This window comes from Streptococcus cristatus (assembly GCF_003943515.1).
Taxonomy (GTDB): Bacteria; Bacillota; Bacilli; order Lactobacillales; family Streptococcaceae; genus Streptococcus; species Streptococcus cristatus_D.
Genome location: NZ_RJPT01000001.1, coordinates 308,657 through 323,121, shown reverse-complemented (window position 1 = coordinate 323,121; position 14,465 = coordinate 308,657). Strand labels below are relative to the sequence as shown.

Sequence of the window (14,465 nt, the reverse complement as noted above, 5' to 3'; positions counted from 1 at the left end):
AGTTCTGCTAGTTCAGCACTGGTTTCTTGCTTGACTTGTAGTCAATGAAAAAGAATGGGTCGTTCTAAAAAGCCCTTTCACCCCCTCAAAGACTAGGCATAAGGCTGCAATTCTGGATTGATTGGTGTATTTGCTAGATTATTGGCATAATTACAAAGAGTCGCAAGGCTGACTCCCAGAACCACATCCAGAGCATTCTCATGCGTATAGCCCGCTTCTAGGAAGTCTGCCAAAGCCTCATCTCCGACCCGCCCCTTGGTATTGATGACAGCAATGGTAAATTTAGCAAGCGTATCTAACTTCGGATCTGTATCAATTGGAGTACGATTGCGCAGAGCCTCCAAAAGATCATCATTCATTTGAATCTGCTTGATCGAAAAGGCTGTATGCCCCGCCACACAGAAAGCACAGCCGTTAGTAACTGCAGCCGTAATCTGCACTACTTCCCGCTCAGTCGGTGTCAGGCTGTTACGGCGATTGATGGCTCCAACCGTCCGATAAGTTTCCAAAGCCGTTGGTGCATTAGCCAAAAGACCGATAAGATTGGGAATGTAGCCACCGTTATCTTTTTGAACAGTTTCTAAAACCTCTTTCACCTCAGCTGGGGCGGACTCAATCGTATGGATAGTAAATTCTGACATATGAAACCTCTTTTCTTTTGATTAGCAACTATCTTAACATAGGTTCTACAGCTTGTATAATATATTTTTTATATGACCTCCATAAAGAGAATATATTGCTACATGTCAAACCAAAATATATTACCACCTTAACTGCCTCCATACCTCTCTCAAGTAAGAAAAAGAAGCCCTAAGGCTTCTGGCTAATATTTTCTAAAACGCTGATAGCGCTCTTCTAAAAGCTGCTCAAGGGAAAGTTTAGAAAGTTCCGCTAATTCGGTACTGATTTCTTGCTTGACTGCAGCTAAAAGCTCATTTTTATTAAAGCCGCGTTCGGGGATGACCTTATCAACGACCCCCATCTGCAAGAGCTCGTGCGAGGTGATTTTCATCATCTCTGCCGCCTCCATTGCTCGGCTGCCATCCTTCCATAAAATCGAAGCAAAGCCTTCAGGGCTGAGAATGGCATACATGGAGTTTTCCAGCATCCAGACCTTGTCAGCCACTGCCAAGGCCAGCGCCCCGCCAGAGCCACCCTCACCGATGATAATGGCAATAATGGGCACTTTCAGATCGCTCATTTCCATGAGATTACGGGCAATGGCTTCTCCCTGTCCGCGCTCCTCAGCACCAACGCCAGGATAAGCACCAGCCGTATTGATAAAGGTCACGACTGGACGGCCGAATTTCTCAGCCTGCTTCATGAGACGTAGAGCCTTGCGATAGCCTTCCGGATGGGGCTGACCAAAGTTCCGTCGCAGATTGTCCTGTAAATTGCGACCTTTTTGAATGCCGACCACTGTGACTGGCTGACCATTTAAGGTTCCGATACCGCCAATGACAGCACCATCATCACGGAAACTACGATCTCCGTGCAATTCCACAAAATCATCAAAAATTCCTTGGGCAAAATCCAGAGCTGTCAAACGGGACTGATCACGCGCTGCTTTGATAATCTGACTGATTTTTGTCATTGGTCACCTCCATGAAAGCTCAAGAGAGTAGCAATCCGATCCCGCAATTCACCACGCTTGACAATCGCATCAACAAAGCCATGGTCCAGCAAAAACTCTGCCTTTTGAAAGTCATCTGGCAATTTTTCCCGTACAGTAGACTCAATAACTCGACGACCAGCAAAGCCGACCAAAGCCTGCGCTTCTGCCAAGATAATATCCCCTTCCATAGCAAAAGAGGCTGTGACACCGCCTGTAGTCGGATCTGTCAAAACTGTCAGGTAAAAAAGACCAGCCTTTGAATGACGTTGTACAGCAGCAGAAGTCTTAGCCATTTGCATCAGGCTCATGATCCCCTCCTGCATGCGGGCACCGCCAGAAGCCGTAAAGAGGACGACTGGCAACTGATGCTCTGTCGCATACTCAAAGAGGCGGGTAATCTTTTCACCGACAACCGTTCCCATGGAAGCCATGATAAAGTTGGAATCCATAATCCCAAGGGCTGTTTTTTGTCCCTTGATACTAGCTGTCCCCGCCAAAACAGCCTCATCTAGGCCAGTCTTTGCCCGTGTCTCCGCCAGTTTTTCTCGATAATTTGGAAAACGCAAGGGATCTGTCGTCTCAATACCTGTGAACAATTCCTCAAAACTTCCTTCATCCACCGTCAAGCTCAGGCGCTCAAAAGCTGAAATCCGAAAAGTGTAGCCACAGCTTGGACAGACATGCTCTGCCCCCAAATCTTTTTGATAAATAATATGCTTACAACCTGGACACTTGGAAAAAAGCTCATCTGGAACTTCTGGTTTTGGCTGAGGCAAGGCACGAGAGGAACGATTAGGATTGATCCGAATATATTTATCCTTTTTTGAAAACAAAGGCATTGCATACTCCTTCATTAAATTTTAGAGTGATTCCGCTTCTTTCAAACAAAATCACTCCTTGTCATCTATTTTTTCTCTTGATAAGCCGGAAGGAACTTCTCCATGAGAAAGGCTGTATCATAATCACCAGCAATCACATTAGGATCTGAAATCAGATCCAGTTGGAAACTGCTATTGGTCACGACACCGTCGATTTCTAGTTCATAGAGTGCACGTTGCATCTTCATCAGGGCATCAAAGCGATTTTCCCCGTGAACGATGATTTTGGCAATCATACTGTCATAGTAAGGAGGAATGGTGTAGCCAGGATAGACTGCTGAATCCACGCGCAGGCCCACTCCGCCACTTGGCAGATAAAGATTGGAAATCTTGCCTGGGCTCGGTGCAAAGTTAAAGGCTGGATTTTCAGCATTGATCCGACATTCAATCGCATGACCGCGAATTTCAACATCTTCTTGACTAAAGGACAGCTCTTGACCATCCGCAATCTTAATCTGCTCTTTAACAATATCCACACCGGTGACAAACTCAGTCACTGGATGCTCTACCTGCACCCGAGTATTCATCTCCATAAAGTAGAATTCACCCTTGGCTTCATCCAGCAGAAACTCAATCGTCCCAGCATTTTCATAGCCGACAGACTCAGCTGCTCGAACAGCCGCTTCCCCAATCTGCTGGCGTAGGGTTTTCCCAATTGCCACAGATGGACTTTCTTCCAGTACTTTCTGATTATTCCGCTGCAAAGAGCAATCCCGCTCGCCCAAGTGGACCACATGCCCCTGCTGATCTGCCAAAATCTGCACCTCAATATGGCGCGCTGGATATATGACGCGCTCCATATACATGGCACCATTACCAAAGGCTGCTTTGGCTTCACTAGAAGCAGACTCAAAGGCTGCTACTAAATCCTCAGGCTTTTCAACCTTACGAATACCCTTGCCTCCGCCACCAGCAGAAGCTTTGAGCATGACTGGATAGCCAATCTTTTCGGCGACTTCCAAGGCTTCTTCAGAGGTATGGACTTCTCCATCAGAACCTGGGATAACCGGTACTTTGGCCTTAATCATCTGAGCCCGAGCATTAATCTTGTCCCCCATCAAGTCCATGACAGCACCTGAAGGTCCAATAAACTTAATGCCGACTTCTTCGCACATGGTCGCAAATTTAGAGTTTTCACTCAAAAAACCAAAACCAGGGTGAATGGCTTCCGCACCTGTCAGAACAGCAGCAGATAGGACAGCATTCATATTCAGATAAGAATCTGTAGACTTGGCTGGTCCGATACAAACCGCCTCATCAGCCAGTAGGGTGTGAAGAGCTTCCTTGTCAGCCGTTGAATAAACAGCTACCGTATCAATTCCCAACTCGCGAGCTGCACGAATAATTCTGACCGCAATTTCCCCACGGTTAGCAATTAAAATTTTACGAAACATGGTGAAATCTCCTCTTTCTTATTGACCAATCGCAAAGGTCAAGGTTCCGCTTGCTGCAAGTTTGCCATTAACTTCGGCCTTGGCCTCTACCACTGCAATGGTGCCACGGCGCTTGACAAACTTAGCCGTCATAATCAGCTGGTCACCTGGCACAACTTGCTTCTTGAACTTAACCTTGTCCATGCCAGCATAGAAGACCAGTTTGCCCTTATTTTCTTCTTTAGACAATTCCAGCACACCAGCCGTTTGAGCCAGTGCTTCCATGATTAAGACACCTGGCATAACTGGATACTGAGGGAAATGTCCGTTAAAGAATGGCTCGTTGATCGTCACATTTTTCAAAGCGACAATTTCATCTTCGCTGACTTCCAATACACGGTCCACCAAAAGCATGGGATAGCGATGCGGAAGCGCTTCTTTTATTGCATTGATATCAATCATTTGATGCGTACCAGCCCTTTCCCAAACTCAACCATTTCTTCATTCTGAACCAGAATTTCTGTAATCAGACCATCTTTCGGTGCTGGCACTTCATTCATGACCTTCATGGCTTCAATAATCATCAAGGTTTGACCTTTTTTAACTTGGTCTCCTACACTGACAAAAGCTGGTTTATCTGGACCTGCAGCTAAGTAAGCCACGCCAACCAAGGGACTTTCCACGACATCACCCTCAGCAGCTGGTACCGGAGCCTCTGGAGCCACCTCAGGTGCTGCAGTTGGAGCTGCTTGGGGAACTGTCTCAGCTACAGGTGCGCTTGCTGGCTGCACAGGAGCTATAACAGGTGCTGCACTGACTGCTGGAGTTGCTGCAACTGCGGCAGAACTTTCATTCTTGCTGAAAGTCAATTCATCACTTTGATTTTTATAAGAAAATTCACGCAGGCTTGACTGGTCAAACTGAGCCATCAAGTCCTTAATTTCATTGATATTCATCTAGCCCTCCCAACGCTTGAATGCCAGAACCGCATTGTGGCCGCCGAAGCCAAATGTATTGGAAATCGCATAAGGAATTTCCTGCTCCAAGCCTTGTCCATAAACGACATTCGCTTCAATATAGTCTGACAATTCACTTGTTCCGGCTGTTTTTGGTACAAAGTTATGGCGCATTGCTTCGATTGTAGCGATTGCTTCTACCGCTCCTGCAGCTCCAAGCAAGTGTCCTGTAAAGGACTTGGTTGAAGATACAGGTACTTCTTTACCAAGAACAGCTACGATAGCACCACTTTCTCCTTTTTCATTAGCAGGAGTTGAAGTACCATGGGCATTGACATAAGCCACTTGCTCTGGAGAAATCTCTGCCTCTTCCAAAGCCAATTTGATTGCCTTGATGGCACCTTGACCTTCTGGATGAGGTGAAGTCATGTGGTAAGCATCACAGGTATTACCGTAGCCAACTACTTCAGCCAAGATAGTCGCTCCTCGTTTTTCAGCGTGTTCCAGACTTTCAAGCACCAACATACCAGAACCTTCTCCCATGACAAAGCCATTACGGTCTTTATCAAATGGAATAGAAGCACGAGTTGGATCTTCTGTAGTTGATAGGGCAGTCAAAGCTTGGAAACCAGCAATGGCAAATGGAGTGATAGACGCTTCTGATCCACCCACCAACATGACATCTTGGAAACCAAACTTGATAGAGCGGAAGGCATCCCCAATCGCATCATTTGATGAGGCACAAGCTGTATTGATTGATTTACAAATCCCGTTTGCTCCGAAGCGCATCGCAACATTTCCTGAAGCCATATTTGGCAAAGCTTTTGGAAGAGTCATTGGCTTAACGCGTTTTGGACCTTTCTCATGCAATCGAATGACTTGATCTTCGATTTCCTTGATACCACCGATACCAGAAGCCACGATGACACCAAAACGGTCTTTATCGATTGCTTCTACATCAAGATTCGCATTTGTTACCGCTTCTTGAGCTGCATACAAAGCATACAAAGAATAATTGTCAAAACGATTGGTATCTTTCTTGATAAAGTATTTATCAAATGGAAAGTCTTGGACTTCAGCCGCATTATGAACAGCAAAATCGCTGTGATCAAACTTTGTGATGGGACCAATCCCAATCTTACCTTCTTTTAAACTATTCCAAAATTCTTCTGGTGTATTTCCGATGGGAGAGGTTAAGCCATAACCTGTTACAACAACTCGATTTAGTTTCATAGTGAACTCCTTTATGATAATTGGTAAACTGTCAAATCCAAATACATGCAATTACTGCATTGTCAGTCCGCCATCAATCGCGATGACCTGACCAGTAAGGTATTCCTGGCCTGCTAAGAATAGGGCAACATCCGCTACTTCTTCGGTATTGCCGAACCGTTTCATTGGGATTTGAGCCAGAGAAGCTTCTTTGATTTTTTCAGAAAGCCCGTCTGTCATATCCGATTCGATAAAGCCTGGGGCAATCACATTGACACGGATATTGCGCCCAGCTACCTCACGAGCAACCGACTTAGAAAATCCAATCAAGCCAGCTTTAGAAGCTGCATAGTTGGCCTGGCCGACATTACCAGTCAAGCCGACAACACTTGATAGGTTGATAATTGCTCCTTGGCGAGCCTTGGTCATTGGTTTCAAGACGGCTTGCGTCATATTAAAGGCTCCAGTCAGATTGACCTTCAGCACTTGCTCGAAGTCTTCCTCTGTCATCTTGAGCATAATCTTATCGCGGGTAATTCCAGCATTATTGACCAAGACATCTACAGAGCCCAAAGCTGCAATCGCCTCTTCAATCATTCGCTTAGCATCAGTACCATCAGACACATCGCCTGAAATAGCCACGACTTTGACCGGATAGCCAGCAAACTCAGCTAAAACTTGGTCTGAAATTTGACCGCGACCGTTCAAGACAATATTGGCACCTGCACTTGCAAACTTATGGGCAATAGCCAGACCAATCCCACGGCTAGAGCCAGTAATAAAAACATTTTTATTCTTTAATTCCATTGGTATTCCCCATTATTTTTCCAGTAGGGCTGTCAAAGTCTCCACACTTTCAACATGATAAACAACTGCTGATTTATCAATTTTTTTCAGAAAGCCAGACAATACTTTCCCTGGACCAATCTCGATAAACTCTGTCACACCAGCTTCTTGCATTTTAGCAATACTATCGTAGAAACGAACCGGCTCCATGACCTGACGAGTTAACAATTCCTTAATTCTGCCAGTTTCCATGATATCCGCCTCTGTATTACCCACTAGCGGAAGCTGAAAATCAGCAAATTCTGTTTCAGCCAAAACCCGAGCTAATTGCTCACTGGCTGGTTTTAAAAGTGCCGTATGGAAAGGACCAGAAACGTTCAGCAGAATCAAGCGCTTCACACCTGCTTCCTTAAGCAATTCCACCGCTTTATCCACCGCTGCCACATCTCCTCCAATGACGATTTGACCTGGAGTGTTGTAATTGGCAGGAGAGACGACTCCTAGCTGATTGGCTGTCTGGCAGGCCTCTTCAATAAGAGCTACTTCCGCATTCAAGACCGCAACCATCTTCCCAGAACCAGCAGGAGCTGCTTCTTCCATGAAAGCTCCGCGTTTAGCGACTAGAGCTAGCGCTGTTTTGAAGTCCAGCGCGCCAGCAGCTACTAAGGCAGAGTATTCGCCCAGAGAAAGACCGGCTACTATATCAGGACGGATTCCTTTTTCTGCCAACAGGCGATAAATAGCAAGAGAAGTTGTCAAAATTGCTGGCTGAGTATAGCGAGTTTGGTTGAGTTTTTCCTCATCCTTATCAATCAATTCCCGAACATCATAGCCTAGGACCTGACTCGCTTCCTCAAAGGTCGCCTTGACCACATCATACTGCTCATAGAGGTCACGAGCCATCCCCAGATATTGGGCACCCTGACCGGCAAAGAGAAAGGCCCTTTTAGTCATTTCTAGTTACTCCTGCCCAACGTTTTGCTTCTTGCTGAATCTTCTCAGCAGCGCCATAATAGATATCCTTGAGGATTTCTTCGACCGTTTCTTCCTTGCTGACTAAGCCGGCAATCTGACCAGACATGACGGAACCATTTTCCACATCGCCACGAACAACTGCATTAGCCAAGGCACCAGCACCCAGATTTTCAAAAACAGTCAAGTCTGGATTTTCTTGCTTGAAGGCTTCTTTTTCAGCCTTTTCAAAATCGCGAGTCAACTTATTCTTGAGCGCACGAACCGCATGACCAAAGTGCTGAGCAGAAATTGTCGTATCGATATCACGAGCTTTCAAAATCATATCTTTATAATTTTGATGAGCATTGGATTCCTTAGCTACAACGAAGCGTGTTCCGACCTGAACCGCTTCTGCTCCTAACATAAAGCCAGCCGCAGCACCAGATCCATCCGCAATACCACCAGCCGCAATAACTGGAATGTTAACTGCCTCTACAACCTGACGAACCAAGGTCATGGTTGTTAACTTACCGATGTGACCACCAGCTTCCATTCCTTCAGCAATGACGGCATCTGCTCCGATTTTTTCCATCCGTTTAGCCAAAGCCACACTTGGTACAACAGGAATCACCGTAATACCTGCCTCATGGAAACGAGCCATGTACTTGCTTGGATTGCCCGCACCAGTCGTTACCACTTTTACACCCTCTTCAATCACCAAATCCACGATGTCATCTACAAAAGGCGACAAAAGCATGATATTGACGCCGAAAGGACGATCCGTCAAAGACTTAATCTTGTCAATATTGGCTTTCACCACTTCCTTAGGAGCATTTCCGCCACCGATGATCCCAAGACCACCAGCCTTTGAAACAGCACCAGCCAAGTCCCCATCTGCAACCCAGGCCATACCACCTTGGAAAATAGGATATTTGATATCTAATAATTCTGTAATTCGTGTTTGCATAATACCTTCCTCATAATCATTGCTTAAGTAATAGCTTGAGCCCAAACCGCTAGATAGCAACCTTTTTACTTTGAAATTCAAACTATTACCTAAACAAGAGAGAATATCTTGCGATACTCTCAAATCTTTATTATTTTGTTTTTTCTTCTACGTAGGCAACCAAGTCACCAACTGTTTTCAAGCCTTCTTCAGTTTCGATTTGGATGTCAAATGCATCTTCGATTTCTGAAATTACTTGGAACAAATCCAATGAATCTGCTTCAAGATCATCGAAAGTTGACTCAAGTGTAACTTCTGATGGCTCTTTACCAAGTTCCTCAACGATAATTTCTTGTACTTTTTCAAATACTGCCATGGATAGACTCCTTTAAAAAATATATTTTTTATCTATGTGTTTCCACATGATTAACTAAATTGTAACAATAAGCGTGCCCCATGTCAAACCTCCACCGAAACCTGACAATAAAATAGTCTGATCTCCGTTCAGCTTAATCAAGTCCTGTTGGACACACTCAGATAATAAAATCGGGATGCTAGCTGCACTAGTATTGCCATATTCCATCATATTAGCAGGTAGTTTTTCCCGAGAAACTCCGAGTTTCTTAGCCATTTTATCTAAAATTCGGATATTAGCCTGATGCAAGAGCAGATAATCAAGCTCCTCCACTGAAAATGGACTCTCTTCAATGGTATTTTTGATAGACTGTGCCACATCACGAATAGCGAAATCAAAGATTGCTCGGCCTTCCATTTTCAAATAGCGGTCATCAACTTGCTTTTCCGAAAACGGAGAAGACAAACCAAGTCCACCACAAGTCAAACTCTGACCTCTCAAGCCATCAGTAAACTGATTTTCAGCCCAAAAATGCTGTTTTTCTGCCGCTTCAAGTAAGACTCCCCCAGCCCCATCACCAAATAAGACTGACGTCGCACGATCCGACCAATCAACGACTTTCGAAAGCGTTTCGCTACCGATGACCAAACCTCTTTGATAGCGACCAGAGGAAATGAACTTTTCTCCAGTTGATAAGGCAAAGATGAAGCCACTGCAAGCTGCCGTCAAGTCAAAAGCAAAAGCCTTGGCAGCTCCAATATTGGCCTGCACTCTAGCTGCAGTTGACGGCATCATAGAATCCGGAGTGATCGTCGCAACAATGATAAAATCAAGCTGATCAGCAGACAGTTGAGCCTTTTCTAGCAATTGCTCAGCGACCTTTGTAGCTAAATCACTTGTTGACTCAGTCCGAGATAAATGTCGCTGTTTGATACCCGTGCGACTTGAGATCCATTCATCACTTGTATCCATCATCTTGGCTAGATCATCATTTGTGACAATCTGCTCTGGAGCATAATGAGCTACTTGAGTAATTCTTGCATAGTTCATTATTTCAACTCCTCTAAAAAATTATACAAGTTCTGCAAACCTTTTTGCATTGCATTTTTTTCTTCTGAGGACATTCCTTCCACCACTTGCATGACCATGCGATTGTGGAATCGTTTATGAAGGCGATACAAGAGCCTCCCCTTCTTAGTCAAACTCAGATGAACTACACGACGGTCAATGGATGAACGGCGACGCTCGATATACCCTTTACGCTCTAAGTTATTCAAGCTAGTTGTGACAGTCCCCAAAGTGACTAACAATTCCTTTGAAATATCGCTTGGAGTCGCATTAGGCATGGTACCAATAACATCAATAGTGTGCATTTCTTTAATGGAGACATCTTTAAATTGACTGCCTCGGAGGCTGGACTCTTCAATAACCAAAACATTATTAAAAATGGATGTTAAATAATCATTGACTAATTGATAATTCAAACCAACACCTCCTTCATAAATACTTTGATATTCAAATTTTATCAGATCTCAAAATAATTTGCAAGTCCTTTTGAAAATTTATTTGATTTTCAAACAATTTTCTTATTCTGCAAATCGTTACTTACCTGTAAATTGTGGACGACGCTTCTCAGTATAAGCTTGGACACCTTCTTTGAAATCCTCAGTGAAAGCAAGGGACTTCTGTAAAGATAACTCCAACTCCGCATATTCTTTCCAACCGCTGAAAAGGCTCTTCCAGACCATTTCTTTCATGGCTCTGTAAGAATTCAGCGAGCCACGTTTTAGCTTCTTCAGTAGCTGTTCTGTTGTTTTTTCCAATTTTTCTGCTTCACAGACTTTATAGAGCAAGCCATAATCTAGTGCCTTCTCTGCGGTCAGAGCCTCTCCAGTCATAACCAAATGGGTTGCCCGAGTCACACCAATTGCCCGAGTTAGTAAATACAATCCACCAGCATCTGGCGCTAAGCCCACTCCCACAAAAGCTTGAATGAAGCGAGATTTCTCTGTCGCAATACAGAAATCGGCAGCCACAACCATATTGGCAGCAGCGCCTGCAACAGGGCCATCCACACTCATGATAACTGGCTTGGGTAGACGTTTCATGGCAAAGGAAATATTATTGACCAGCTCTGCAATTTTTACCAATGACTGGATATCGTCAGCACTGACAGCTCTTTGCATCTCAGCTAGGTCACCACCGACAGAAAAGACCTTTCCATTGGCATTGATCACTAAAAACTTCACTGCCTCATCATTTGCGGCCAGCTCAATCGCTTCTAAAATCTCCTCACACATCGGAATATTGAAACCATTTGAAACTTCAGGACGATTGAAGGTAATAGTTGCCACTTCATCAACTACCTTATAAAGAATACCATTAAAAGTCATTCTAACTCCATTCCCGACTGGGTACTTACAGTCGTTTTATTTTATAATTAAATAATTTGATGGTCAAATTACATTTATTCTAGCATAAAAGATGTAAGAAAGAAAACAAAAACTGGAAAATTTGATTTCATATTCGTTTTTTGCTTATTTTTTGAAAAGAAGCTTGGATGAAAAAGCGCTTCTGATAGATTTGCAAAATTTTCAGAATTTTGTTATAATTTTTCTAAATTATGTTTAGGAGTCTCCATGAAAGTTGTTAAATTCGGTGGAAGTTCACTCGCTTCTGCTTCACAATTAGAAAAAGTCTTACATATTGTAAAGTCTGATGCTGAGCGTCGCTTCATTGTCGTTTCTGCGCCAGGAAAAAGAGATGACCAGGATACAAAAGTCACCGATGCCCTGATTAAGTATTATCGCCAGTACATTGCAGGAAATGATGTCTCCAAGGAGCAAAATTGGATTATTAAGCGCTACTCCGATATGGTCTCTGAGCTAGGTCTAAAATCTGCAATTATTGAAAAAATCTCTAAGAGCATCATCTCCCTAGCTACTCTGCCAATTGAAAATAATGAATTTCTTTACGATACTTTCCTAGCAGCTGGTGAAAACAACAATGCTAAGCTCATCGCAGCTTACTTTAACCACAATGGCATTCCGGCTCGCTACGTCCATCCTAGAGAAGCTGGACTAGTGGTTTCAAGCGAACCAGGAAATGCTCGGATCCTTCCTTCAAGCTATGATAAATTGGAAGAACTAATCCATTCCGATGAAGTCCTTGTCATCCCTGGCTTCTTCGGTGTCACTCAAGATGGACAAATCTGTACTTTTTCTCGTGGCGGCTCAGATATTACTGGGTCGATTATTGCAGCTGGTGTCAAGGCAGATGTCTATGAAAACTTCACTGATGTGGACGGCATCTTTGCTGCTCACCCTGGGATTATTCACAAGCCACGCTCCATCGCCGAGCTTACTTACCGTGAAATGCGGGAATTAGCCTATGCAGGTTTTACGGTTCTTCACGATGAAGCCCTGCTTCCAGCCTATCGCGGAAAAATTCCACTCGTTATCAAAAATACCAACAATCCAGAGCACCCCGGTACGCGCATTGTCCATAAACATAGCGAAGATCATCCTCCTGTTGTAGGAATCGCTGGTGATTCTGGCTTCGTAAGTATTAACATGTCCAAGTATCTCATGAACCGAGAAGTTGGATTTGGTCGAAAGGCACTTCAGATTTTGGAAGATCTAAATATCGGTTGGGAGCATATGCCAACAGGAATCGATGATCTTTCCATCATTCTTCGTGAACGTGAATTAACTCCAATCAAAGAAGAAGAAATTTTGCGCCAACTTGTACAAAAAGCAGAAGTAGACTACGCTGAGATTGAGCATGACCTCTCTATTATCATGATTGTCGGCGAAAAAATGAAAAGTCATATCGGGGTGACGGCTACTGCGACTAGAGCTCTTTCTGACAACAAAATCAATATCCAAATGATGTCACAAGGTTCCAGTGAAGTTTCTATCATGTTTGTTGTCAATAAGAACCAAGAAAAAGAGGCCATCCGTGCTCTGTACAAAGCATTCTTTGGCAGCTCAGAAAGCAATGAATAAACCGAATAAGTAAACAACAAAGACCTAGCTCTGTATGGAGCCAGGTCTTTCCTTATTCTTTCTTGCTTATAATAAACCTTTTTTCTTTTCCAAGATCAAGTCCTTGACAGATATCAACAGGACAGCTAGCAAAATCATGCCCATACCTACAAAATCAAGCAGATAAAAGCGTTCATTCATAATGACAAAGGCAAAGAAGACCGCTGAAATAGGCTCAATCGAGGCTAAGAGACTAGATTTGACAGGACCAACCAAGCTTGTTCCCTTCAAAAAGACGGTGTAAGCAAAGATTGTCCCGATGACAATGATGCCGACCAAGGCCAGAAGGATATCCAAACGGAATTGCCACTGATGCTGGAACATACCGCTGAAAGGAAGTAGCAAGATACCTGCAATGGTCATCCCAATCCCGATTATCAGCATGCTTCCCCACTTTTTAATGAGCCCAATCGGCAAAAGAATATAAAGTGCATAAGTAAAAGCTGAGAAAATACCTAAAAATAAGCCTTTTGGCGTCATCGAGAGCTGATTGATCTGACCGTGGGTCGCAATCAGAAAGGTTCCTCCGATAGCCAAAATCATGGAGCAGACCTGAGCCACAGTCGGCGCTACTCTGTCTTTGACGCAAGTATAAGCCAAGACTCCCACTGGACAGAGATATTGTAAAACCGTTGCTGTTCCTGCATTCGTCTCATGAATGGCCGCTAGATAAGCATATTGATTGATGAACAAGCCTAAGACTGCAAAAAGTAAAATGTGTAACAGAGAGCTCTTGTCTTTCCAAATCTCTTTAAAAAAGTCTTTATTTGTCGCATAAGCCAGCATCATCAAGACTAAACCCGCTAGCAACAAGCGCACATTGGTTAAACTCAGCGCCGAAAAACCGTTCTCCATCAGATATTGACCACTTGTTCCCGATAAGCCCCAGGCAATCCCCGCAGCCAAGGTATAAAGGGTTCCCCTTAAAACTTTTGACATCCCCAACCTCTTTCTTTTAGCTTTGATCATTGTAACATAAACCATAAAGAAAAATCAGTCTGTTTCGACTGATTTTTTATGATTTAGCTGAGCTTAAAGATGTTTAATTCTCTATCTCAAGAAGTAGATAAGGCAGACCTAAGATATGCCCAATAATTCCTAGCATAGCCCGCATTCCAGAAGCTGTAACAAGTACCTTCTGGCCATCTTTCACTTGAATCTTATGCGATTTCATAAAACTTTGTCCAACCTGTAGTTCAGCACTGTCTCCCTCAAAAGTCAGCGTTTTACTTTCATCATTCGCAAGTTTATCCACAAGTTCTCCATTTAGATATACCGCAACATTTTGAGCTACTCCGACCATACCGGTAGCACGCATAATGGTAAATTTTGGTATCAAAAAAT

The 14,465-nt window shown here is 43.8% G+C and carries 17 protein-coding genes; 1 reads left to right on the top strand and 16 read right to left on the bottom strand.

From position 1 onward, the window contains the following. Positions 1 to 92: 92 nt before the first annotated feature. From D8791_RS01690 to D8791_RS01625, 14 genes are all read right to left on the bottom strand, one after another. Entirely contained in the window at positions 93 to 641 is a 549-nt protein-coding gene (locus tag D8791_RS01690; RefSeq protein WP_009659051.1) for a carboxymuconolactone decarboxylase family protein, read from the bottom strand. Between the two features lie 182 nt (positions 642 to 823). Continuing rightward, a complete protein-coding gene (locus tag D8791_RS01685; RefSeq protein ID WP_125446041.1) occupies positions 824 to 1,594 on the bottom strand; it encodes an acetyl-CoA carboxylase carboxyl transferase subunit alpha in 771 nt (256 codons plus the stop codon). Next, the gene (gene accD / locus D8791_RS01680; RefSeq protein ID WP_125446040.1) at positions 1,591 to 2,454 is read right to left on the bottom strand and encodes an acetyl-CoA carboxylase, carboxyltransferase subunit beta; all 864 of its coding nucleotides are present in this window, start codon (positions 2,452 to 2,454) and stop codon (positions 1,591 to 1,593) included. The genes D8791_RS01685 and accD overlap by 4 nt, the downstream gene beginning before the upstream one ends. A 65-nt stretch (positions 2,455 to 2,519) precedes the next feature. Beyond that, entirely contained in the window at positions 2,520 to 3,887 is a 1,368-nt protein-coding gene (locus D8791_RS01675) for an acetyl-CoA carboxylase biotin carboxylase subunit (protein WP_045500622.1), read from the bottom strand. An 18-nt stretch (positions 3,888 to 3,905) separates the two neighbouring features. Beyond that, positions 3,906 to 4,328 carry a 3-hydroxyacyl-ACP dehydratase FabZ gene (fabZ, locus tag D8791_RS01670; protein WP_125446039.1) on the bottom strand — a complete coding sequence of 141 codons (423 nt, stop codon included), beginning with the start codon at positions 4,326 to 4,328 and terminating at the stop codon, positions 3,906 to 3,908. Further along, entirely contained in the window at positions 4,325 to 4,822 is a 498-nt protein-coding gene (gene accB / locus D8791_RS01665; RefSeq protein WP_125446038.1) for an acetyl-CoA carboxylase biotin carboxyl carrier protein, read from the bottom strand. The genes fabZ and accB overlap by 4 nt, the downstream gene beginning before the upstream one ends. Beyond that, positions 4,823 to 6,055: a beta-ketoacyl-ACP synthase II gene (gene fabF, locus D8791_RS01660; RefSeq protein WP_045500616.1), complete on the bottom strand. Its 1,233-nt coding sequence runs from the start codon at positions 6,053 to 6,055 to the stop codon at positions 4,823 to 4,825. It lies immediately after the preceding gene. A gap of 51 nt (positions 6,056 to 6,106) precedes the next feature. Then, positions 6,107 to 6,841 (bottom strand): 3-oxoacyl-[acyl-carrier-protein] reductase, encoded by a 735-nt coding sequence (gene fabG / locus D8791_RS01655; protein WP_125446037.1) that lies wholly within the window; start codon positions 6,839 to 6,841, stop codon positions 6,107 to 6,109. A 12-nt stretch (positions 6,842 to 6,853) separates the two neighbouring features. Next, entirely contained in the window at positions 6,854 to 7,774 is a 921-nt protein-coding gene (fabD, locus tag D8791_RS01650; RefSeq protein ID WP_125446036.1) for an ACP S-malonyltransferase, read from the bottom strand. After that, positions 7,767 to 8,741 carry an enoyl-[acyl-carrier-protein] reductase FabK gene (gene fabK, locus D8791_RS01645; protein ID WP_005591707.1) on the bottom strand — a complete coding sequence of 325 codons (975 nt, stop codon included), beginning with the start codon at positions 8,739 to 8,741 and terminating at the stop codon, positions 7,767 to 7,769. The genes fabD and fabK overlap by 8 nt, the downstream gene beginning before the upstream one ends. Positions 8,742 to 8,871: 130 nt before the next feature. Continuing rightward, positions 8,872 to 9,096, bottom strand: coding sequence for an acyl carrier protein (locus D8791_RS01640; RefSeq protein ID WP_005591706.1), 225 nt, complete (start codon positions 9,094 to 9,096; stop codon positions 8,872 to 8,874). A gap of 54 nt (positions 9,097 to 9,150) precedes the next feature. After that, entirely contained in the window at positions 9,151 to 10,125 is a 975-nt protein-coding gene (locus D8791_RS01635) for a beta-ketoacyl-ACP synthase III (RefSeq protein ID WP_125446035.1), read from the bottom strand. Beyond that, positions 10,125 to 10,559 (bottom strand): fatty acid biosynthesis transcriptional regulator FabT, encoded by a 435-nt coding sequence (gene fabT, locus D8791_RS01630; RefSeq protein ID WP_045500607.1) that lies wholly within the window; start codon positions 10,557 to 10,559, stop codon positions 10,125 to 10,127. The genes D8791_RS01635 and fabT overlap by 1 nt, the downstream gene beginning before the upstream one ends. 117 nt (positions 10,560 to 10,676) lie before the next feature. After that, positions 10,677 to 11,468, bottom strand: a complete 792-nt coding sequence (locus D8791_RS01625; protein WP_125446034.1) for an enoyl-CoA hydratase — start codon at positions 11,466 to 11,468, stop codon at positions 10,677 to 10,679. A gap of 246 nt (positions 11,469 to 11,714) precedes the next feature. Here D8791_RS01625 and D8791_RS01620 point away from each other — a divergent pair, with 246 nt between their 5' ends. Further along, positions 11,715 to 13,082: an aspartate kinase gene (locus tag D8791_RS01620; protein ID WP_125446033.1), complete on the top strand. Its 1,368-nt coding sequence runs from the start codon at positions 11,715 to 11,717 to the stop codon at positions 13,080 to 13,082. A gap of 66 nt (positions 13,083 to 13,148) precedes the next feature. Here the strand turns inward: D8791_RS01620 and D8791_RS01615 are convergent, their stop codons facing one another. Next, positions 13,149 to 14,060: a DMT family transporter gene (locus D8791_RS01615; protein ID WP_125446032.1), complete on the bottom strand. Its 912-nt coding sequence runs from the start codon at positions 14,058 to 14,060 to the stop codon at positions 13,149 to 13,151. A 103-nt stretch (positions 14,061 to 14,163) separates the two neighbouring features. After that, positions 14,164 to 14,460 carry a hypothetical protein gene (locus D8791_RS01610; protein ID WP_260473497.1) on the bottom strand — a complete coding sequence of 99 codons (297 nt, stop codon included), beginning with the start codon at positions 14,458 to 14,460 and terminating at the stop codon, positions 14,164 to 14,166. Positions 14,461 to 14,465 lie beyond the last annotated feature (5 nt).